We start from the raw sequence: 20,755 nt of genomic DNA, 5'->3' as shown, positions 1-20,755 counted from the left end.
AAGCTCAAAGCTCAAAGCTTGAAGCTGATTTTTTTGCTTTTATCGTGCCAAAAACCCGGTGCAGGCCCTGCGCCATGACGTATCGAGTGCGCTACACTGCGCCGCTTGTGCAAATCGAAGAGTTTGAAGGACAACCATGACGTTCAAGGCCCCGGACAGCCTCGCCGAGCAAATCGCCCATCACCTCGCCGAGCGGATCATTCGCGGCGAAATGAAGCCGGGGGAGCGCATCCAGGAACAGAAGGTCACGCTGGCGCTCAACGTTAGCCGCGGCTCGGTCCGCGAGGCCTTGCTGATTCTGGAGAGGCGTCATCTGATCGCCATCCTGCCGCGCCGTGGCGCCCACGTGACCGAACTCACCGAGCACAAGGTGCGCAGCCTTTGTGCGCTGATGAGCGAGCTATATATCCTGCTCGGCAACGCCGTGGCCCATGGCTGGAAGGTACAGGCCGACATGGCGCCGTTCGTCGCGATCCAGCAACGCCTCAATGAGGCCTATGCGCGCCAGGACATCCGTACCTTCGTCGACGAAAGCTTCAGCGTGATGCGCGCCGCTTATCCGTTCGCCAACAACCCGTATTTGCAGGAAACCGTCGAAAACCTGCAGCCGGCGATGAGCCGCGCCTATTTCCTCGCCCTTGAACAGCGCAAGGCGGAGATGAGCGAATTCCTCGACCTGTTCCAGCGCCTGCTCGCCGCCGTGCTGGCCCGTGATTTGCCGCAGATCCGCATCGTGCTGACGGCCTACGCCCAGCGCAGTTGCGATCTGGTGGTTTCTGCCCTGACGGCGGCCTGACGTGCGGCTCAAGTGCATCAAGCTGGCCGGGTTCAAGTCTTTCGTCGACCCGACCACGGTGAACTTCCCCAGCAACATGGCGGCGGTGGTCGGACCCAATGGTTGCGGCAAGTCGAACATCATCGACGCCGTGCGCTGGGTGATGGGCGAGAGCTCGGCCAAGAATTTGCGCGGCGAGTCGATGACCGACGTCATCTTCAACGGCTCCACCAGCCGTAAACCGGTGAGCCAGGCCAGTATCGAACTGGTGTTCGATAACTCGGACGGTACCCTGATTGGCGAATACGCTGCCTACGCGGAGATCTCCATCCGCCGCAAAGTGACCCGCGACAGCCAGAACAGTTATTTCCTCAACGGCACCAAATGCCGTCGCCGCGACATCACCGACATCTTCCTCGGCACCGGTCTCGGGCCACGCAGCTATTCGATCATCGAGCAGGGCATGATCTCCAAGCTGATCGAGGCCAAGCCGGAAGATTTGCGCAATTTCATCGAAGAAGCCGCCGGCATTTCCAAGTACAAGGAACGGCGCCGCGAGACTGAAAACCGTATCCGCCGCACCCACGAAAACCTGGCGCGCCTGACCGATTTGCGTGAAGAACTCGAGCGCCAGCTTGAACGTTTGCACCGTCAGGCCGAAGCCGCGAAGAAGTATCAGGAATACAAGGGCGAGGAGCGCCAGCTCAAGGCCCAGCTGTCGGCCCTGCGCTGGCAGGCGTTGAACGAACAGGTCGGCCAGCGCGAGGCGATCATCGGCAACCAGGAAGTCAGCTTCGAAGCGTTGGTGGCCGAACAGCGCAATGCCGACGCCGCCATCGAACGCCTGCGCGACGGGCACCATGAACTCTCCGAGCGCTTCAATCTGGTGCAAGGGCGCTTCTATTCGGTGGGCGGCGACATCGCCCGGGTCGAACAGAGCATCCAGCATGGCCAGCAACGCCTGCGTCAGTTGCAGGACGATTTGAAGGAGGCCGAGCGCGCGCGCCTGGAAACCGAATCCCACCTCGGGCATGACCGCACCCTGTTGCTGACCCTCGGCGAGGAACTGGACCGGCTCACACCGGAGCAGGAAATCACCAGCGCCGCCGCCGAAGAAGCCGCCGCTGCCCTGGAGGAAGCGGAGCTGACCATGCACGGCTGGCAAGAGCAGTGGGACACTTTCAACCTCACCTGTGCCGAACCACGACGCCAGGCCGAGGTGCAGCAGGCGCGCATCCAGCAGTTGGAAACCAGCATGGAGCGCCTGGCCGAACGGCAGCGCCGCCTGACTGAAGAACGGACGTTGCTCGCTGCTGACCCGGAAGACGCAGCGATTCTGGACCTGGGCGAACAACTGGCCACCAGCGAAGCCACCCTGGAAGATTTGCAAGCCAGCGAAGACGCCCAGGTCGAACGCCTTGAGCAACTGCGCCAGGCCTTGCAACTGGCCTTGCAGAATCAGCAGCAAGCCCAGGGCGAATTGCAGCGGCTCAACGGGCGCCTCGCCTCGCTTGAAGCCTTGCAGCAAGCCGCGCTCGATCCTGGCACCGGGACGGCGGAATGGCTGCGCGACCAGCACTTGGCCGAACGCCCGCGCTTGGCCGAAGGACTGAAAGTCGACGCTGGCTGGGAGCTGGCGGTGGAAACCGTGTTGGGCGCCGACCTGCAAGCGGTGCTGGTGGAAGACTTTGGCGGCTTTGATCTGTCGGGCTTCACCCAGGGCGATCTGCGCCTGCTCAGCCCGGCCGGCGACGGCGTGCGGATGCCCGGCAGCCTGCTGGACAAGGTCGAGACCGACGTCGACCTGTCGCCCTGGCTGGGGCAGGTCAAGCCGGTGGACAGCCTTGATCAGGCGCTGGTCCTGCGCGGGCAACTGGCTCCCGGCGAAAGCCTGATCAGCCGTGACGGATATTGGGTGGGCCGACATTTCCTCCGGGTGCGCCGGGCCGGCGAAGCCGAGAGCGGCATGCTCGCCCGCGGCCAGGAAATCCAGCGACTGGTCGCCGAGCGTGAGGAGCGCGAAGCCAGCGTCGAAGCCCTGGAAACCGAATTGCAGAACCTGCGCGCACAGCAGCGTCAGCAGGAGAATGGCCGGGAACACTTGCGTCGGTTGTTGCAGGACGAAGCGCGCCAGCAAGGCGAGCTCAAGGCGCAGTTGTCCGCCGGCAAGGCCAAGGTCGAGCAATTGGCCCTGCGTCGCACCCGCCTCGACGAAGAAATCGCCGAGCTGGGCGAGCAACGAGCGTTGGAACATGAGCAGATCGGTGAAGCGCGCTTGCAACTGCAAGACGCCCTCGATGCGATGGCGCTGGACACCGAGCAGCGCGAATTGCTGTTGGCCCAGCGCGACAGCCTGCGCGAGCGCCTCGATCGGGTGCGCCAGGAGGCGCGTCAGCACAAGGACCATGCCCATCAATTGGCGGTCCGTCTTGGCTCGCTGAGGGCGCAATACGATTCCACGCGCCAGGCCTTGGAACGCCTGGAAATGCAATCCGAACGCCTGACGGAAAAACGCGAGCAGCTGAGTCTCAACCTGGAGGAGGGCGAGGCGCCGCTGGAAGAGCTGCGCCTCAAGCTCGAAGAGTTGCTCGACAAGCGCATGAGCGTCGACGAAGAACTCAAGACAGCGCAGATCGCCCTGGAGGATGCCGACCGCGAACTGCGCGATGCCGAGAAGCGCCGCAGCCAGGCCGAGCAGCAATCCCAGCTGATCCGCGGCCAGATGGAACAGCAGCGCATGGAATGGCAAGCCCTGACCGTGCGCCGCAAGGCTTTGCAGGATCAGTTGCTGGAGGACGGCTACGACCTCACCGGCGTGCTCGCCACCTTGGTCACGGGCGTCAACGAGAAAGACGCCGAGGAAGAGCTCGAGCGCATTGCCCAGCGCATCCAGCGCCTGGGCGCGATCAACCTGGCCGCCATCGACGAATACCAGCAGCAGTCCGAGCGCAAGCGTTACCTGGATGCTCAGAATGACGACTTGGTGGAAGCGTTGGAAACCCTGGAAAACGTCATCCGCAAGATCGACAAGGAAACCCGCAATCGCTTCAAGGATACCTTTGATCAGATCAATGGCGGTTTGCAGGCGCTTTTCCCAAAAGTTTTCGGTGGCGGCAGCGCCTATTTGGAACTGACGGGCGAAGATCTACTCGATACTGGGGTGACAATCATGGCGCGTCCCCCCGGCAAGAAGAACAGCACCATTCATTTGCTCTCCGGCGGTGAAAAAGCCCTGACGGCATTGGCCTTGGTATTTGCCATCTTCAAATTGAACCCAGCGCCGTTCTGCATGCTCGACGAAGTCGACGCACCGCTGGACGACGCCAACGTCGGCCGTTACGCACGGCTGGTGAAAGAAATGTCCGAGACCGTGCAGTTCATCTACATCACCCACAACAAGATCGCCATGGAAATGGCCGACCAGTTGATGGGCGTGACGATGCACGAGCCGGGTTGTTCGCGGCTGGTGGCGGTGGACGTGGAAGAAGCCATGGCGATGGTGGACAGTTAGCTGCGAGCTTCAAGCGGCAAGCTGCAAGTGAGGCGGCTAGTGGCTTTCAGCTTGTAGCTTGTATCTGCAGGTCATGCTAGTTTAATGTCAATTTTTCGTATGCGTGGGCAAAACGCCATTCAGAACATAGAGTTGGCGCCACGTTTTAAAGCGGTTTGCAAATAGCTAAGCCCCTTATTTTTCAGCATTTTTATAGAGGCACGGGATTACATGGAAATCGGTCTGCGCGAGTGGCTGATCGTCATCGGCATCATAGTCATTGCCGGTATTCTTTTCGACGGCTGGCGTCGCATGCGCGGCGGCAAGGGGAAACTCAAGTTTCGCCTGGACCGCAGCCTGTCGAACCTGCCCGATGAGGATGATAGCGCCGAACTGCTGGGCCCGCCTCGGGTGCTGGACACCCACAAGGAGCCGCAGCTGGATGAGCACGACCTGCCGTCGATGAGCGCGCCTGCGCGTGAGCCGAAGGAGTCGGGTTCCAAGCGTGGCAAGCGTAACAGCGAGCCGTCCCAGGGGGATTTGAATCTCAATCTCGACCTCGACGGCGGCCCGAGCTTCAGCAGCCGCGACGGCGACTTCCCGGACGAGAGCAAGCCATCGAGCAGCGACAAGGAACAGGCCCAGGCCGAAGAAGTGCTGGTGATCAGCGTGATCTGCCGCGATCCGGCCGGCTTCAAGGGCCCGGCACTGCTGCAGAACATTCTGGAAAGTGGCCTGCGTTTCGGCGAGATGGATATTTTTCACCGTCACGAAAGCATGGCCGGCAATGGCGAGGTGCTGTTCTCCATGGCCAACGCCGTCAAGCCTGGCGTCTTCGACCTGGACGACATCGACCATTTCAGCACCCCTGCGGTGAGCTTCTTCCTGGGGTTGCCAGGTCCGCGCCATCCCAAGCAGGCTTTTGACGTAATGGTGGCCGCGGCTCGCAAGCTCTCCCAGGAGCTCAACGGCGAACTGAAGGATGACCAGCGCAGCGTGCTGACCGCCCAGACCATCGAGCATTACCGCCAGCGCATCGTTGAATTCGAGCGCCGGGCGCTGACCCAGAAGCGCTGAAGTCGCCAGAGTCGTTGTGGCTAGGGCTTTTTGAGGCGAGGGAGCTTGCTCCCGCTGGGCCGGGCTGGCGCTCCAGGCGAAGCCCTCCCATAAAAGTCTTGAAAAAATGAGCAGCCTCGGCTGCTCTTTTGCTTTATGAGAGAACACCATGAACGCCGTCGAAACCCGTATTCAACAGCTGCGTACCGAGCTGGACCAGCATAACTATCGCTACCATGTCCTCGATGAACCCAGCATCCCGGACGCCGAGTACGACCGCCTGTTCCACGAGCTCAAGGCCCTTGAAGAGCAGCACCCGGAGCTTGTGACCAGCGACTCTCCAACCCAGCGGGTCGGCAGTGTGGCGCTGTCGGCGTTCAGCCAGGTGCGCCATGAAATCCCGATGCTCAGCCTGGGCAACGCCTTCGATGAAACCACCATGCGCGAATTCGACCGGCGGGTAACCGAAGGCCTCGACCTGCCCATGGGCGATCTGCTGGGCGGTGGCGCGGCGGTGGAATATAGCTGCGAGCCGAAGCTCGATGGCCTGGCGGTCAGCCTGTTGTATCAGGACGGCATGCTCGTACGCGGGGCGACGCGTGGTGACGGGACCACGGGCGAGGACATCAGCGTCAACGTTCGCACCGTACGAAATATTCCGCTCAAGTTGCAGGGCACTGGCTGGCCGCCGGTGTTGGAAGTGCGTGGCGAGGTCTACATGTCCAAGGCCGGTTTCGAGCGGCTCAACGCCACGCAACTGGAGGCGGGCGGCAAGACCTTCGCCAATCCGCGCAACGCGGCGGCGGGCAGCCTGCGCCAGTTGGATTCCAAGATCACCGCCAACCGTCCCCTGGAGTTCTGTTGCTATGGCATCGGCCAGGTATCCTCGGACATCGCCGACACTCACATTGGCAATCTCAAGCAACTGAAAGCCTGGGGCATGCCCATCAGTCGCGAATTGAAGTTGGCCCACGGCATCGACGAATGCCTGGACTACTACCATGACATCGGCGAGCGGCGTAATGCGCTGCCCTACGAAATCGACGGCGTCGTGTTCAAGGTCAACAGCATTGCCTCGCAGCGCGAACTGGGCTTCCGCGCCCGGGAGCCGCGCTGGGCCATCGCCCATAAATTCCCCGCCAGCGAAGAGCTCACCGAGTTGCTGGACGTGGAATTCCAAGTCGGTCGCACTGGTGCCGTCACGCCTGTGGCCCGGCTCAAGCCGGTCAAGGTCGCCGGCGTGACCGTGGCCAACGCCACGCTGCATAACATGGACGAAGTGGCGCGCCTGGGCCTGATGATCGGTGACACGGTGATCATCCGCCGCGCCGGCGACGTGATCCCGCAAGTGGTGCAAGTCGTCACCGAGCGCCGTCCGGACAACGCCCGTGCGGTGGAGGTGCCGCAGCAATGTCCGGTCTGCGGTTCCCACGTCGAGCGCACACAATTGATCAAGCGCAGCAAGGGCCGTGAGACCGTCAGCGAAGGCGCGGTGTATCGCTGCGTCGGTCGCCTGGCCTGTGGCGCGCAACTCAAGCAGGCGATCATCCATTTTGTCTCGCGCCGGGCCATGGACATCGAGGGCCTGGGCGAAAAGAGCGTCGAACAATTGGTGGACGAAGGCTTGGTGGGCTCACCCGCCGACCTGTACGCGCTGACGTTCGAGCAAGTGGTCGACCTGGAAGGTTTTGCCGAGCTGTCGAGCAAGAACCTGCTGGCGGCCATCGTTGACAGCAAGAAGCCGAGCCTGGCGCGATTCATCTATGCGCTCGGCATACCGGACGTGGGCGAGGAAACCGCCAAGGTCCTGGCCCGCTCCCTCGGTTCGCTGGAGCGCGTGCAAGCCGCCTTGCCCCAAGTGCTCACGTACTTGCCGGACGTCGGCCTGGAAGTCGCCCACGAGATTCACAGCTTCTTTGAAGATCCGCACAATCGCCAAGTCATCAAGGACTTGCTGCGTCATGGCCTCGAGATCCAGGACCAGGGCGAGCTGGGCGCCGAGTTTTCCGCCAGCACCACCCTTGGCGGCTTCCTGGACAAGTTGCACATTCCTTCGGTAGGGCCGGGCGGCGCACAAAAACTCGCGGACAAGTTCGGTTCACTCGAAGCTGTCATGGATGCCGACTGGCTGGACATGCGCCAGGCGCTGCCGGAAAAGCAGGCCAACGCTGTGCGGGAATTCTTCTCCATCGCCGCCAACCGCGAGCAGGCCATGGCCGCTGAGCGGCAGCTGCGGGACTTCGGCATGCACTGGCAGAGTGAGAAAAAGGTCGTCGAAGGGCTGCCCGAGGCGGGCCATACCTGGGTACTGACCGGTTCGCTGGAATTGATGAGTCGCGACATTGCCAAGGACAAATTGGAAAGCCTTGGGGCCAAGGTCGCAGGGTCCGTCTCGGCGAAAACCCACTGCGTCGTGGCAGGGCCTGGGGCGGGCTCGAAGCTGACCAAGGCCAATAAGCTGGGGCTCAAGGTGCTCGATGAACAAGCGTTTGTCGATTTCCTGAAGGGGCACGGCATCACGGTCTGAGGGGCAGCCGCTCTTGTGGCGAGGGAGCTTGCGCCCGCTGGGTGGCGTAGCCGCCCCAACCGGAACGACGCAACCCTCCAGGTGGACCACATCAGCCGGTTTACGACGGCTGCGCCGCCGAGCGGGAGCAAGCTCCCTCGCCACGGGCTGTGGTCAGTCCACAGCGTGGGAACGATCATGGACGAAGGATGATCTAGTCTTGCAGGCTCAAGGGAGAGATCGCCATGTACCGCTTCTTCGAACAACTGAGCTCACGCATCGCCGCGCCGTTCCTGGGCGATCGCTCACGTAACAGCAAGATCTGGCCGTGTCGCTGCGGCCAGTCCTTGTTCTTTCGCAACAGCCAATGCCTGGCGTGCCTGGCGGCGCTGGGCTATCAGCCGGAACAGAGCCGCCTGTCGTCTCTGCAACCCGGCGAGCAACCTGGCACTTGGAACCTGGATGTCGATCCACAGGCCGGGCTGTTCAGGCGTTGCGCCAATCTTGATACCCCAGCGGCCTGCAACTGGCTGTTGCCGGCGAACGGGCATGACACCTTGTGCGTCGCCTGCAGCTTGAATCGCACCATTCCAGACCTGTCGGTTGCGGAAAATCCTGAGCGCTGGCGCAAGGTTGAAACCGCTAAGCGGCGCCTGGTGGCCCAGCTGATTACCCTCGGCTTGCCGGTGATTCCCAAGACTGCCGATGAAAATATCGGCCTGGCCTTCGACTTCATCGGTGTCGACCTCGACGGCAAGCCGCCGACCACTGGGCACGCCAGCGGGTTGATCACCCTCGATATCAAAGAGGCCGACGATGCCCATCGCGAGCACGTGCGCCAACAAATGCGCGAGCCTTATCGCACCTTGCTCGGGCACTTTCGCCACGAGGTGGGGCATTACTACTGGGATCGATTGGTCGCCGACAGTCATTGGCTGGAGCCATTTCGCGCATTGTTCGGCGATGAGCGCGCCAGCTATTCCGAAGCCCTGGAGCGCCACTATCAGCAAGGCGCGCCGCTGGACTGGCAAACCCGTTACGTCAGCGCCTACGCGACCATGCACCCTTGGGAAGACTGGGCAGAAACCTGGGCCCATTACCTGCATATGATGGACGCGGTCGACACGGCGCTGGGCTTTGGCATGAGCGCCCGGGAAATGGATTTCGACTACCAACCATTCCCACCCGAAACCCTGTTCGACCCGGAGCACGCGGGCGGCGCGGCGTTCTTGTCATTCGTCAACGCCTGGATCGAGTTGGCTGGGATGCTCAACGAACTCTCGCGCAGCATGGGCCAGCCGGATTTCTACCCGTTCGTCGTACCGGCGGCGGTCATCACCAAGCTGCATTTCATCCATCTGGTGATCCAGGAGGAGGGTGGTCGGGCGGATGCGGTGCTGTTGTAGCTGCGCGCACCTACAAGTGCTTGAAGGCCATGAGTTTTTAATCCCGTGCCAACGGTTGTAACTTCCCGCCAGATAGGTACAATGGCGCGGCTCGCCGTCAGGCGGGCGTCGTTATGGTGACCCCATCGGTCCCCCCGCAACGATTACCCGTGAACCTGGTCAGATCCGGAAGGAAGCAGCCACAGCGGGAACATTGTGTGCCGGGGTGTGGCTGGTGGGGTTGCCTCCATAACGCCCCAGGCCCTCGTTCGCAGGGTTTGCCAAATCTCTTATTCCTTTTGATTCACTGCTTGGTTCGATGTTGGTCGAGGCGGCGGTTTTCCATTGTTCAAATGTGGTGGTCATTCTCGATATGGCACCAATAGTATGATAATTTCGCCTTAATCGTTCATTCTTCCAGGGGCTGATTATGGGTACCGTTCGAAAAACCATCACCGTCACCGACCAACAGGACGGCTGGATCAAGGCCCAGATCGAGGCGGGTCACTACACGAATGACAGCGAATACATCCGCGATCTGATTCGGCGCGAGCAGGAACGTAGCGCCGAGCTTGGGATAATCCGGTCTGCCTTGAAAGAGGGTGAGTCCAGTGGAGAGCCGCAACCATTCGATCCCGATGCATTCAAAAAAAAAATGCTGACAGCGCATGGCTGAATATCGTCTTGCACCTGCCGCCGAGCGTGATCTTGAAAAAATCTGGACTTACACCGCCCAGCATTGGAGCGTAGGGCAGGCCAATCGATACATCGATATCATCTCTACGGCGTTTCATGAGCTGACGCTACAGCCGGAAATAGCTCCAGCATGTGACCATATCCGTGCTGGCTATCGCCGACGCAGTGTCGAACGGCACATGATTTACTTTCGAATCACAACCTACGGGATTGTGATTATTCGTGTCCTTCATGATCGGATGGATACATTTCGGAATCTGTGACGGTTAGCTTTACGAAATTGGTCATCGTTCGTAGCTGGCCTTCGGTAACAGACTCGGCCTCCCTTTCCCTGCATCAAGACTTGGACATCGCCTGGTCAACCGCCGCAATCAACTTCCCAAGGTCCTTCGAAGTAGCTTTGTGAATGACGTTGAACAAGTAGGCCCGCTGCTCGTCTTCATCGGCCATGTCGGCGAAAAACGCTTTAGGCTGGACGTCCAATACGTTGGCAAGCAGGAGCAAGGCTTCGACGCTGGGGGTGTAGGTGCCGGTTTCGAAGCGGCTGATGGTTTTCGGGTCAAAACCGGTCTTTTCGCCAAGTTCAGCCTGAGTAAGCCCCGCTACTTTGCGGTAGCGTCTGATGGCTGAACCCAGACTTGAAATTTGCATCGCTTAATTCCCATTCAGAATCAAGAACTTAACGATAGATTTTCGCATTAGGCAACCGCTTGTTCCATCACCTTGCTTTGCAAAATGTGATGCGTTTCGTAGAATCGGCCTTTGGCATGGGGGATTCGGTGATCTGCTTCTGAAGCCGGGCGAGTAAAAAGACCGGGGCTCGCGCTTCTTTGCAGCGACACAAGGCGGGGCCTGGAGCATTCAGGTCGCACCGCCAGCGTCCGTGCTCCAGCTTTATCAAGGTATTTGAGCCTAGTTGATTTTCGCCCGTCCGGGGGTGGTTCAACCGCGCGCGCCAAACGAGCCTGACTCATGGATGACTGCTTCGATGGATAAGAAGTACCGCAGGGCCGTTGACGCCGCCGCGATCTTTTCCGAAACCGATTTGAGCGGTCGCATCACTTACGTCAACGATCAGTTCTGCGATCTGTTTGGCTTCCGGCGCGATGAGCTGCTGGGGGCGAACCACAGGTTGCTCAATTCCGGCCAGCACCCCAGCGAATTCTTCAGTGCGATGTGGCGCACTATCGCGTTGGGGGATATCTGGAAGGGCGAGATCTGCAATCGATCCAAGGACGGTACGCTGCACTGGGTCGACACCACCCTGGTACCGGTAACTGACGAAGCGACAGGGCTCGTCGAGCGATACCTGGCAATTCGCTTCGATGTCAGCGAAAAGCGTCGGCTGCTGCATTCCCTGCAATGGCGGGTCGGGCACGATGTGCTGACTGGACTGCCCAATCGTACCTACTTGTCCGAACTGTTGGACCAGGCCTTGGAATTTTCCCGGGGAGAAAATCTACCCCTCGCGGTATGCATGCTCGATCTGGATGGCTTCAAGGCAGTCAACGACGGCTATGGCCACGCCAGCGGTGATCGCTTGCTAGTGGAAGTCGCCAGGCGACTGCGCAGCATTGTGCGCGGCGACGACGTCGTGGCGCGCCTGGCTGGGGATGAGTTCGTGCTGGTGCTGCGACATGTGTGTGGCATAGACGAATTGCATGCCGCGTTGAATCGGGTGTTGATCGCCGTTTCCATGCCCTATGCCATTGATGGCAAGAGCATCAAGGTCTTTGCCAGCATCGGTGTGACGCTGTCTCCCTGGGATAACGAAGACGCCGACACGTTGCTGCGCCACGCCGACCAGGCGATGTACGTGGCCAAGCAGAGCGGCCGCAATCGTTTTCACCTGTTCGACGTGTCCCGGGACAAAGAGGTGCGTGCAACTTACCAGACCGTCGAACGGGTCCGACAGGCCTTGGCCAACAATGAATTGCGATTACATTTCCAGCCCAAGGTCAATATGCGCGATGGCACCGTGGTCGGTCTGGAAGCTTTGTTGCGCTGGAAGCATCCGCAGCGCGGCCTGGTGCCGCCGCGCGAATTCCTGCCGCTGGTAGAAGAGACGGACCTGATTGTCGAAATCGGCGAATGGGTCATGGGAAAAGTGCTGACCCAGCTGCAGCAATGGCAACAGGCGGGGCAGGGGTGGCCGGTGAGTATCAACATATCGGCGCGGCACTTCCAGCGGGCGGATTTCGTCGAGCGGCTGCGGCGAATGCTGGAGCTGCATCCGGCGGTGTTGCCGCGCATGCTCGACCTGCAGATCGTGGAGTCGGTCGCCGTGGAAAACCTCGCGCACGTCAGTGCCTGTCTACAGGCGTGCCAGGCCTTGGGCGTGGGGTTTTCATTGGGCGGTTTCGGTACGGGTTATTGTTCGCTCAATGACCTCAAGCACCTACATACGCAAACCATCAAGATCGACAAGACCTTCGTGCGCGATATGCTAGATGACCGGGACGATCTGGCGCTGACCAAAGCCGTGATCGGTCTGGCTCGGGCGTTTGGCCGGCAGGTGGTCGCGGAGGGCCTCGACAGTCTTGAGCACGGACAGCTCCTGCTACGCCTGGGATGCGAAGTGGCGCAAGGTTACTTTATCGCCCGGCCCATGCCCGCCAATCGGGTGCCGGGCTGGGTAAGAAGCTTCGTCCCGCCGCCGCAGTGGCGGAGTCGGCCGGGTGGTCAGGGAGATACGGCGCCGGTCTGAGCCCCCTCGCTGCGACCGGTGTAGAGCTGGATGATCGAGTCGATTTCCCCAGACATTTTCATTGTCAGCAAGGTGCGCAGAATGCGTTGCGCTGGAATATTCGGGTCATTGCGCACATAACAGCTCAATTGCTGTTCCTGGAGGACCGCAACCTCATGCAACTGTCGGTCGGCGCCATGCCGTTGGTTGAACCAATCAAGTGCCCATTGATTGCTGACCGCATAACGGTAGCGCCCGGCCAACAGTTTCGCCAGCACCTGGTCCTGGCTGCGCGCATCGTCGCGCCGCAGGTGGCCGCTGTCGAACAAAGGTTGCAAGGTCGGGTAGCGGTAGCTGAGCACGGTGCCGATCGATTGTTGCGCCAGCGCCGCCGGGGCGATTTTTACACCGGTGCCGGTCGCGCTGACGAGCACGTCGCGCTGAAAGAACAGCGGAACACTCCAAAGGTAATCGGGGCCTTTGTCCTTCACCCAATCAGGCGAGACGTAACAGCGAATGTCTATTTCGCCATGTTCCATGGCGCTGTCCAGTCGTGCGCGAGCCAGGACATGAAATTGCGCGGGCATGCCCACCTGGGTTGCCAGGCTGGTCATGATGTCCGGCAGGATGCCTTGGGTCGGGCGGCCTCGCTCGATCTGCACCATGGGCATGGCCCAGCCGTCGGTAATGGCGAAACGCAAGGGGACCTCGTCGGCGAAACATCCCGTGGTCAACAGCAGCAAAGCCCCCATGGCGGAACGCATAAACTCTCCTGACAGTGCCAAACCGTGTCGACAACCGAGCCTTCAGGTCCAAGCTTAGCCACATTAGACGAGCACACCGGATGCAATTTCGCCCCTGCTCCGCTAGCATTAGCCGCTTATGTTCCTTCGTTGCGACGGTTTTCGATGAGTTATCAGGTTCTTGCACGTAAATGGCGCCCGCGCTCGTTCCGCGAAATGGTCGGCCAGACCCATGTGCTCAAGGCTCTGATCAATGCCTTGGACAGCCAGCGGCTGCACCATGCCTACCTGTTCACCGGCACCCGGGGCGTGGGCAAGACCACCATTGCGCGGATCATCGCCAAGTGCCTGAACTGTGAAACCGGTATCACTTCGACGCCTTGCGGCGAATGCTCGGTCTGCCGGGAAATCGACGAAGGTCGTTTCGTCGACCTGATCGAGATCGACGCCGCCAGCCGCACCAAGGTCGAAGATACCCGTGAGTTGCTCGACAACGTCCAGTACGCGCCGAGCCGTGGGCGCTTCAAGGTCTACCTGATCGACGAAGTGCACATGCTCTCCAGCCATTCCTTCAATGCGCTGCTCAAGACCCTCGAAGAACCACCGCCCTACGTCAAGTTCATCCTGGCGACCACCGATCCGCAGAAACTCCCTGCAACGATTCTCTCGCGGTGCCTGCAGTTCTCCCTGAAGAACATGACGCCGGAACGGGTCGTCGAGCATTTGACCCACGTCCTGGGCGTCGAGAACGTGCCGTTCGAAGACGACGCGCTGTGGCTGCTGGGCCGCGCCGCCGACGGTTCGATGCGCGACGCCATGAGCTTGACCGACCAGGCCATCGCTTTCGGTGAAGGCAAGGTCATGTCCGCCGATGTGCGCGCCATGCTCGGCACTCTCGATCACGGTCAGGTCTACGACGTGCTGCATGCGCTGATCGAAGGCGACGCGAAGGCGCTCCTCGAAGCGGTGCGTCACCTGGCCGAGCAGGGGCCGGACTGGAATGGCGTGCTCTCGGAAATCCTCAATGTGCTGCACCGTGTCGCCATCGCCCAGGCGTTGCCGGACGGCGTTGACAACGGTCATGGCGACCGCGATCGCGTATTGGCCCTGGCCCAGGTGCTGCCGGCCGAAGACGTGCAGTTCTATTACCAGATGGGCTTGATCGGCCGGCGCGATCTGCCCCTGGCGCCGGATCCGCGCGGCGGCTTCGAAATGGTCCTGTTGCGAATGCTGGCGTTCCGGCCAGCCGACACGGCGGATGCGCCGAGGCAAGCGCTAAAGCCAGTGGGGATCAGCCAAGCCACAGCTGATTCCGCCAAGCCAGTGGCTGCCGCGCCCAATGTCGCGTCGGCAGCGGCTTCTGCTCCGGCCGCAGTGGCGCCTTTCACCCAGCCGGCCCCGATGCCGGTCGTTACCACGCCTGAACCGCAGCCCGAACCGGAGCCGGTCGTTGAGGCGTTGCCCGAGCCTGTCGCCGAAGACGTCATCGATCTGCCCTGGAACGACCCGGTCGAGCCGGAGGTTGTCCTGCAGCCTGCTGTCGAGCCGGTGCTGGAAACGGTCGCCGAGCAGCCCGAATTGCCGGCCATGCCCATGCCAACGCCGGACAGCGTGGTACCCGACGCGCCTGAGTGGGTCGCCGCGCCGGTGCCCGAGCCGACGGTGGCCGACGTCGATGTCGCCACGCCGGGCAGCGACCTGGATGACGAGCCGCCGTTGGACGAGGATTACATCGAGCCGGACATGGATTCGGCCTACAGCTACCTGGACGACCTGGCCAGCGAGCACGCCGCCGAGCCAGCCCCTGAGCCCGAGCCGGAACCCGCGGCGATGCCAGCCACAGGGCTGGCCTTGCAATGGCTGGAGCTGTTCCCGAAACTGCCGATCAGCGGCATGACCGGCAGCATTGCCGCCAACTGCACGTTGATTTCCGTCGAAGGCGACCACTGGCTGTTGCACCTGGACCCGGCCCACAGCGCGCTGTTCAACGCGACCCAACAGCGTCGTCTCAACGATGCGCTTAACCAATACCACCAGCGCCCGTTGACGTTGACCATCGAGCTGATCAAGCCCGAGCAGGAAACCCCGGCACAGGCTGCGTCCCGCCGCCGTGCCGACCGTCAGCGCGAGGCGGAAGAGTCGATCCACGGCGATCCGTTCATCCAGCAGATGATGCAACAGTTCGGCGCCGTGGTCCGTCACGATACTATCGAACCTGTCGAGGCCCCGGTCACCCAGGGCTCATAACTGAAAGCGCCGGGCCGAACGCCGGGCGCTGTGTTTATTCACGTACTTTCGAGGTGATTCCCATGATGAAAGGTGGCATGGCCGGCCTGATGAAGCAGGCGCAGCAGATGCAGGAGAAAATGGCCAAGATGCAGGAAGAGCTGGCCAACGCTGAAGTCACCGGCAAGTCCGGCGGCGACATGGTGACCGTGGTCATGACCGGGCGCCACGACATCAAGCGCGTCAGCATCGACCCAAGCGTCGTTGAAGGCTTGAGCGAAGATGACAAGGAGATGCTCGAAGCCCTGTTCGCCGCCGCCGTCAACGACGCAGTGCGCAAGATCGAAGCCAACAGCCAGGACAAGATGTCCGGCATGACCGCTGGCATGCAGCTGCCGCCGGGCATGAAACTGCCGTTCTGATTCGCCATCCCGGTCGGGATGGGCTACACACAATGCCAGGCATCGCGCCTGGCATTTTTGTTTGCGCTATGCAGCCGAAATCACTGGGGCCGTTAGGCTGAACAAACATCGAACGCCGCCCCTTCGGCAATGGTCTGCTCCCTATACGTGCCCGTAACGAACAAGGAGACGCTTGCATGTCGATTTCCAACCAGCGCATCGTCCTGGCTTCCCGCCCGGAAGGTGCGCCCATCCCTGAAAACTTTCGTCTTGAACACGTCACGCTGCCGGACCTGGCGGAGGGACAGATCCTGCTCAAGACGCTGTTCCTATCGCTGGATCCCTACATGCGCGGACGCATGAGTGACGCACCTTCCTACGCCGCGCCGGTGCAAATCGACGAGGTTATGACCGGTGGCGCCGTCAGTCGCGTGGAGCGCTCGATGCATCCGAAGTTCCAGGAGGGCGATTTGGTGGTGGGGGCAACGGGTTGGCAAAGCCACTGCATCAGTGATGGCCGCAATGTCATTCCCATCCCCTCGGGATTGCCAAGTCCTTCAATGGCCCTGGGGGTTTTGGGGATGCCGGGCATGACCGCCTACATGGGTCTGATGGACATCGGCCAACCCAAGGCGGGGGAAACCTTGGTGGTCGCCGCGGCGTCGGGCGCGGTAGGTTCAGTGGTCGGCCAGGTGGCGAAGATCAAAGGCCTGCGCGTGGTGGGTGTGGCCGGCGGAAGCGAGAAGTGCAAATACGTGGTCGACGAGCTGGGGTTCGACGCCTGCGTCGACCATCGAAGCGAGAGTTTCGCGCAAGAACTGGCCCGGGCCTGCGACCAGGGCATCGACATCTATTACGAAAACGTCGGTGGCAAAGTCTTCGACGCGGTGGTGCCGCTACTCAACGCCAAGGCCCGCATCCCGCTCTGCGGATTGATTGCGTCCTACAACGATCATCAGCCGCCGGGTGGCCCGGATCGTCTACCGCAGTTGCAGCGCACGCTGCTGACCAAGCGCGTGCGTATCCAAGGCTTCATCGTGTTTGATGATTACGGTGACCGCCAGCCGGAATTCATCAGCGCCATGGCGCCCTGGGTGCGGGACGGCAGGGTCAAGTTCCGCGAAGACCTTGTCGACGGTCTCGAGAACGCGCCACAGGCATTTATCGGTCTGCTGGAAGGGCGCAACTTCGGCAAGTTGGTCGTGCGGGTGGCGCGCGATTGAGTATTTGACGCTAATCGGAGGCGCGGGTATAAACCGCGTCTCGTTGTTATGTCGGACGTTTCCTCCATGAGCTTCAGCCCTTTGATCCGTCAACTGATCGATGCCTTGCGAACTTTGCCGGGTGTCGGTCAGAAAACCGCCCAGCGTATGGCGTTGCAATTGCTTGAGCGCGATCGCAGTGGCGGCTCGCGCCTGGCCCAGGCCTTGAGCCAGGCGATGGAAGGGGTAGGGCATTGCCGCTTATGCCGCACCCTGACGGAAGACGACCTTTGTCCGCAATGCGCCGACCCGCGTCGGGACGACAGCCTGCTCTGCGTGGTGGAGGGGCCGATGGACGTGTACGCGGTGGAGCAGACCGGTTTCCGTGGTCGCTACTTCGTGCTCAAGGGCCATTTATCGCCGCTCGACGGGCTAGGGCCTGAGGCCATTGGCATTCCGCAGCTGATGGCGCGGGTCGAGGAGGCGGGTACGTTTACCGAAGTCATCCTTGCCACGAACCCGACGGTCGAAGGCGAAGCCACCGCCCACTACATTGCCCAACTGCTGAACAATAAAGGCCTGGTCGCCTCCCGCATCGCCCACGGCGTGCCCTTGGGCGGCGAGTTGGAGTTGGTGGATGGCGGGACATTGGCGCATTCATTTGCCGGGCGCAAGCCGATCGCGTTGTAACGTGCGGAGCGAGCAGGCTCGCTTCCACACGTTCTACCGTGGGGCGCTGATTATCGTTCGCTGAGCGAAAACTGCGTCAGGCAGAACGTCGGTATCCCCATATCTTGCAGGCGCTGGGAACCGAGCAGTTCAGGCAAATCGATTATCGCCGCCGCTTCATGGACCTTCGCGCCCATGCGGTGGATCAGGTTGGCGGCGGCGATCAGCGTGCCGCCCGTGGCGATCAGGTCATCGAACATCACCACCGAATCACCCTCGCACAGGCTGTCGGCGTGAACTTCCAGGAAGGCCTCTCCGTATTCCGTCTGGTAGCCCTCGGCCAATACGTCGGCCGGCAGCTTGCCTTGCTTGCGGAACAGCACCAGCGGCTTGTTCAGCTGATAGGCCAGGATCGAGCCAATCAGGAAACCTCGTGCATCCATCGCGCCGATATGCGTGAACCCGGCCTCGACATAGCGATGGGCGAAGCTGTCCATCACCAACCGCAGCGCGGTGGGCGATTGGAACAACGGAGTAATGTCGCGAAAGATCACGCCGGGCTTGGGGAAGTCGATAACGGGGCGTATCAGGGATTTGAAGTCGAAGGAGTCGAAGACCATCGTCGAAGTGTCCTGGCTGGCTGCAAGCGCCGCAGTATAGCGCGGCGGGGCGAAAGCCTCAGCCGCGCAGGTGTATCAGCCTTCTACCGAGCCGCCCGCCAGGGCGCAAAGCTGGATCGGATCGAGAATATGGATTTCCTTGCCTTCGGCGGCGATCAATTCATTCTGCTGGAAACGGGTGAACACCCGAGACACGGTTTCCACCGCCAGGCCCAGGTAATTGCCGATTTCGTTGCGCGACATGCTCAGGCGAAATTGATTGGCGGAAAACCCACGGGCACGAAAGCGGGCCGAGAGGTTGACCAGGAACGTGGCGATGCGCTCGTCGGCGGTTTTCTTCGAGAGCAACAGCATCATCTGCTGGTCGTCGCGGATCTCCCTGCTCATCACTCGCATCAGTTGACGGCGCAGTTGCGGCAGTTGCACGGCCAACTCGTCGAGACGATCAAAAGGAATTTCGCAGACCGAGGTGGTTTCCAGCGCCTGGGCCGAGACCGGGTGGGTTTCTGTGTCCATGCCCGACAGGCCCACCAGTTCGCTGGGCAAGTGGAAACCGGTGAGCTGCTCTTCGCCGCCGTCGCTCAGGTTGAAGGTCTTCAAGGCGCCCGAGCGTACGGCATAGACTGAATTGAAGGCATCGCCCTGGCGAAACAGGAACTCGCCTTTTTTCAACGGACGTCCGCGTTTGACGATGTCATCCAGCGCGTCCATGTCCTCCAGGTTCAACGAAAGTGGCAGGCACAGGGGGGCCAGGCTGCAGTCCTTGCAGTGTGCCTGGTTATGAGCGCGCGATTTGACTGGCTCGGACATTTCTTAAATCCTTGTGGGAAAACACACATAAGCCGTAAGGGTAACTCAGCACACTAACTCGGGCCAGTGCGGTATCACCGTCAAATTGTCGCGCTCAGATGACGCGGGAAAAACGCTGTCGATTCTGATGCTCCAGATACACGTCGAACACCATGCAGACCGAGCGCACCAGCAAGCGCCCAGCGGGTAATACCATGATGTGCGTATTCGTCAGTTCAATCAGCCCGTCGTCGGCCATTGTTTGTAGTTGCGGCCATATCGAGGCGAAATACTCGCAAAAACCGATGTTGAAGGCATGCTCGATCTCGGCGAACGCCAGCGTGAAATGGCAGATCAGCTGTTGGATCACCGCCCGTCGCAGCCGGTCGTCAGCGTTGCACACCAGCCCGCGACTGGTCGCCAGTTGCCCGTCGGCCAGGGTGTTCTGGTAGCGGCTCAAATCGCTGCTGTTCTGGCAGTAGAGATCGCCGATCTGGCTGATGGCCGACACGCCGAGACCGATCAGGTCGCAATGACCATGGGTGGTATAGCCCTGGAAGTTGCGCTGCAAGGTCGCTTCTTCCTGGGCGATTGCCAGTTCGTCGTCGGGCAGGGCGAAGTGGTCCATGCCGATGTAGCGATAACCGGCGGTGGTCAGCTGTTCGATGGTGCCTTGCAGCATCGCCAGTTTCTGGGGCGGGTTCGGCAGGTCCTGGCTGTTGATGCGCCGCTGGGGCATGAAGCGTTCCGGCAGGTGGGCGTAGTTGAACACCGACAGGCGGTCCGGTTGCAGGCTGATGACTTCCTCGACGGTGCGAGCGAAGTTGTCCGGGGTCTGCTTGGGCAAGCCGTAAATCAAATCGATGTTGATCGAACGAAACTGCAGGGTCCGGGCGGCTTCGACCACGGCGCGGGTTTCTTCCAGGCTTTGCAGGCGATTGACGGCGCGCTGCACGGCCGGGTCAAGGTCCTGCAAGCCGATGCTGACCCGGTTGAAGCCCAGTTCCCGCAGCAATCCCATGGTCGACCAGTCGGCTTCCCGAGGGTCTATTTCAATGCCGTAGTCGCCGGAATCGTCGTCCATCAGATTCAGGTGTTTGCGCAGCTTGGCCATTAGTTGACGCAACTCGGCATGGCTGAGAAAGGTCGGCGTGCCGCCACCCAAGTGCAGCTGTTCGACGCGCTGGGCCGGGTCCAGGTGGCAACTGATCAGTTGGATTTCCTGCTCCAGGCGTTGCAGATAGACATGGGCCCGGCCGCGATCCTTGGTGATGACTTTGTTGCAGGCGCAGTAGTAGCAAATATTGGCGCAGAACGGCACGTGCACATACAGCGACAGCGGCTTGAGCGCTTTGCGGCTATCGCGCAAAGCATGGAGCAAATCGAAACTGCCCACTTGGCCGGCAAACTGCGCCGCGGTCGGGTACGAGGTGTAGCGTGGGCCCGCCAGGTCGTAGCGGCGGATAAGGTCTGAGTCCCAACGAATGGCGTCGAGCATGCGGGCATTCCCC

17 protein-coding genes and 1 other RNA gene are annotated in these 20,755 nt (G+C 61.1%); 13 read left to right on the top strand and 5 right to left on the bottom strand.

From position 1 onward, the window contains the following. The first annotated feature begins 136 nt into the window (after positions 1-136). The 8 genes from HU806_RS03225 to HU806_RS03190 all read left to right on the top strand — a co-directional run bounded on the left by HU806_RS03225 (position 137) and on the right by HU806_RS03190 (position 10,171). Positions 137-796: a GntR family transcriptional regulator gene (locus HU806_RS03225; protein WP_186609868.1), complete on the top strand. Its 660-nt coding sequence runs from the start codon at positions 137-139 to the stop codon at positions 794-796. Position 797: 1 nt separating this feature from the next. After that, positions 798-4,286 carry a chromosome segregation protein SMC gene (smc, locus tag HU806_RS03220; protein ID WP_186609867.1) on the top strand — a complete coding sequence of 1,163 codons (3,489 nt, stop codon included), beginning with the start codon at positions 798-800 and terminating at the stop codon, positions 4,284-4,286. A gap of 210 nt (positions 4,287-4,496) precedes the next feature. Then, the gene (gene zipA, locus HU806_RS03215; protein WP_186609866.1) at positions 4,497-5,342 is read left to right on the top strand and encodes a cell division protein ZipA; all 846 of its coding nucleotides are present in this window, start codon (positions 4,497-4,499) and stop codon (positions 5,340-5,342) included. Between the two features lie 148 nt (positions 5,343-5,490). Continuing rightward, positions 5,491-7,848 carry an NAD-dependent DNA ligase LigA gene (gene ligA, locus HU806_RS03210; RefSeq protein ID WP_186609865.1) on the top strand — a complete coding sequence of 786 codons (2,358 nt, stop codon included), beginning with the start codon at positions 5,491-5,493 and terminating at the stop codon, positions 7,846-7,848. A gap of 224 nt (positions 7,849-8,072) precedes the next feature. Beyond that, on the top strand, positions 8,073-9,233 hold the full coding sequence (locus HU806_RS03205; protein ID WP_186609864.1) for a zinc-binding metallopeptidase family protein: 1,161 nt from the start codon (positions 8,073-8,075) through the stop codon (positions 9,231-9,233). Between the two features lie 123 nt (positions 9,234-9,356). Next, positions 9,357-9,453, top strand: an RNA gene (gene ffs / locus HU806_RS03200) — signal recognition particle sRNA small type. A gap of 189 nt (positions 9,454-9,642) precedes the next feature. After that, positions 9,643-9,888, top strand: coding sequence for a type II toxin-antitoxin system ParD family antitoxin (locus HU806_RS03195; RefSeq protein WP_186609863.1), 246 nt, complete (start codon positions 9,643-9,645; stop codon positions 9,886-9,888). Further along, positions 9,881-10,171, top strand: coding sequence for a type II toxin-antitoxin system RelE/ParE family toxin (locus tag HU806_RS03190; protein ID WP_186609862.1), 291 nt, complete (start codon positions 9,881-9,883; stop codon positions 10,169-10,171). The genes HU806_RS03195 and HU806_RS03190 overlap by 8 nt, the downstream gene beginning before the upstream one ends. Positions 10,172-10,244: 73 nt before the next feature. On the opposite strand, the gene HU806_RS03185 is transcribed toward HU806_RS03190, so the two are convergent. Continuing rightward, the gene (locus tag HU806_RS03185; RefSeq protein ID WP_186609861.1) at positions 10,245-10,559 is read right to left on the bottom strand and encodes a helix-turn-helix domain-containing protein; all 315 of its coding nucleotides are present in this window, start codon (positions 10,557-10,559) and stop codon (positions 10,245-10,247) included. Between the two features lie 337 nt (positions 10,560-10,896). On the opposite strand from HU806_RS03185, the gene HU806_RS03180 reads away from it, so the two are divergent. Next, complete coding sequence (locus HU806_RS03180; RefSeq protein ID WP_186609860.1) at positions 10,897-12,615, top strand: putative bifunctional diguanylate cyclase/phosphodiesterase; 1,719 nt, start codon at positions 10,897-10,899, stop codon at positions 12,613-12,615. Here HU806_RS03180 and HU806_RS03175 read toward each other — a convergent pair. After that, positions 12,591-13,358 carry a substrate-binding periplasmic protein gene (locus HU806_RS03175; RefSeq protein WP_186609859.1) on the bottom strand — a complete coding sequence of 256 codons (768 nt, stop codon included), beginning with the start codon at positions 13,356-13,358 and terminating at the stop codon, positions 12,591-12,593. The genes HU806_RS03180 and HU806_RS03175 overlap by 25 nt on opposite strands. A gap of 144 nt (positions 13,359-13,502) precedes the next feature. Between HU806_RS03175 and dnaX the strand changes: the two genes are divergently transcribed. The 4 genes from dnaX to recR all read left to right on the top strand — a co-directional run bounded on the left by dnaX (position 13,503) and on the right by recR (position 17,856). Then, positions 13,503-15,584 carry a DNA polymerase III subunit gamma/tau gene (gene dnaX, locus HU806_RS03170; protein WP_186609858.1) on the top strand — a complete coding sequence of 694 codons (2,082 nt, stop codon included), beginning with the start codon at positions 13,503-13,505 and terminating at the stop codon, positions 15,582-15,584. Between the two features lie 62 nt (positions 15,585-15,646). After that, complete coding sequence (locus HU806_RS03165; protein ID WP_003183512.1) at positions 15,647-15,985, top strand: YbaB/EbfC family nucleoid-associated protein; 339 nt, start codon at positions 15,647-15,649, stop codon at positions 15,983-15,985. Between the two features lie 176 nt (positions 15,986-16,161). Beyond that, a complete protein-coding gene (curA, locus tag HU806_RS03160; RefSeq protein ID WP_186609857.1) occupies positions 16,162-17,187 on the top strand; it encodes an NADPH-dependent curcumin/dihydrocurcumin reductase in 1,026 nt (341 codons plus the stop codon). Between the two features lie 66 nt (positions 17,188-17,253). Further along, positions 17,254-17,856 (top strand): recombination mediator RecR, encoded by a 603-nt coding sequence (gene recR / locus HU806_RS03155; protein ID WP_186609856.1) that lies wholly within the window; start codon positions 17,254-17,256, stop codon positions 17,854-17,856. A 50-nt stretch (positions 17,857-17,906) separates the two neighbouring features. Here the strand turns inward: recR and HU806_RS03150 are convergent, their stop codons facing one another. The 3 genes from HU806_RS03150 to hemN form a co-directional block, all read right to left on the bottom strand. Further along, on the bottom strand, positions 17,907-18,455 hold the full coding sequence (locus HU806_RS03150; RefSeq protein ID WP_186609855.1) for an adenine phosphoribosyltransferase: 549 nt from the start codon (positions 18,453-18,455) through the stop codon (positions 17,907-17,909). A 75-nt stretch (positions 18,456-18,530) separates the two neighbouring features. Beyond that, positions 18,531-19,265, bottom strand: a complete 735-nt coding sequence (locus tag HU806_RS03145; protein WP_186609854.1) for a fumarate/nitrate reduction transcriptional regulator Fnr — start codon at positions 19,263-19,265, stop codon at positions 18,531-18,533. A gap of 94 nt (positions 19,266-19,359) precedes the next feature. Continuing rightward, positions 19,360-20,742: an oxygen-independent coproporphyrinogen III oxidase gene (gene hemN / locus HU806_RS03140; RefSeq protein ID WP_186609853.1), complete on the bottom strand. Its 1,383-nt coding sequence runs from the start codon at positions 20,740-20,742 to the stop codon at positions 19,360-19,362. Positions 20,743-20,755: the final 13 nt, after the last annotated feature.

Source organism: Pseudomonas sp. SWRI154, assembly GCF_014268645.1.
In the GTDB taxonomy this organism is placed as follows: Bacteria; Pseudomonadota; Gammaproteobacteria; order Pseudomonadales; family Pseudomonadaceae; genus Aquipseudomonas; species Aquipseudomonas marvdashtae.
This window is presented reverse-complemented; position numbering and strand designations above follow the sequence as displayed.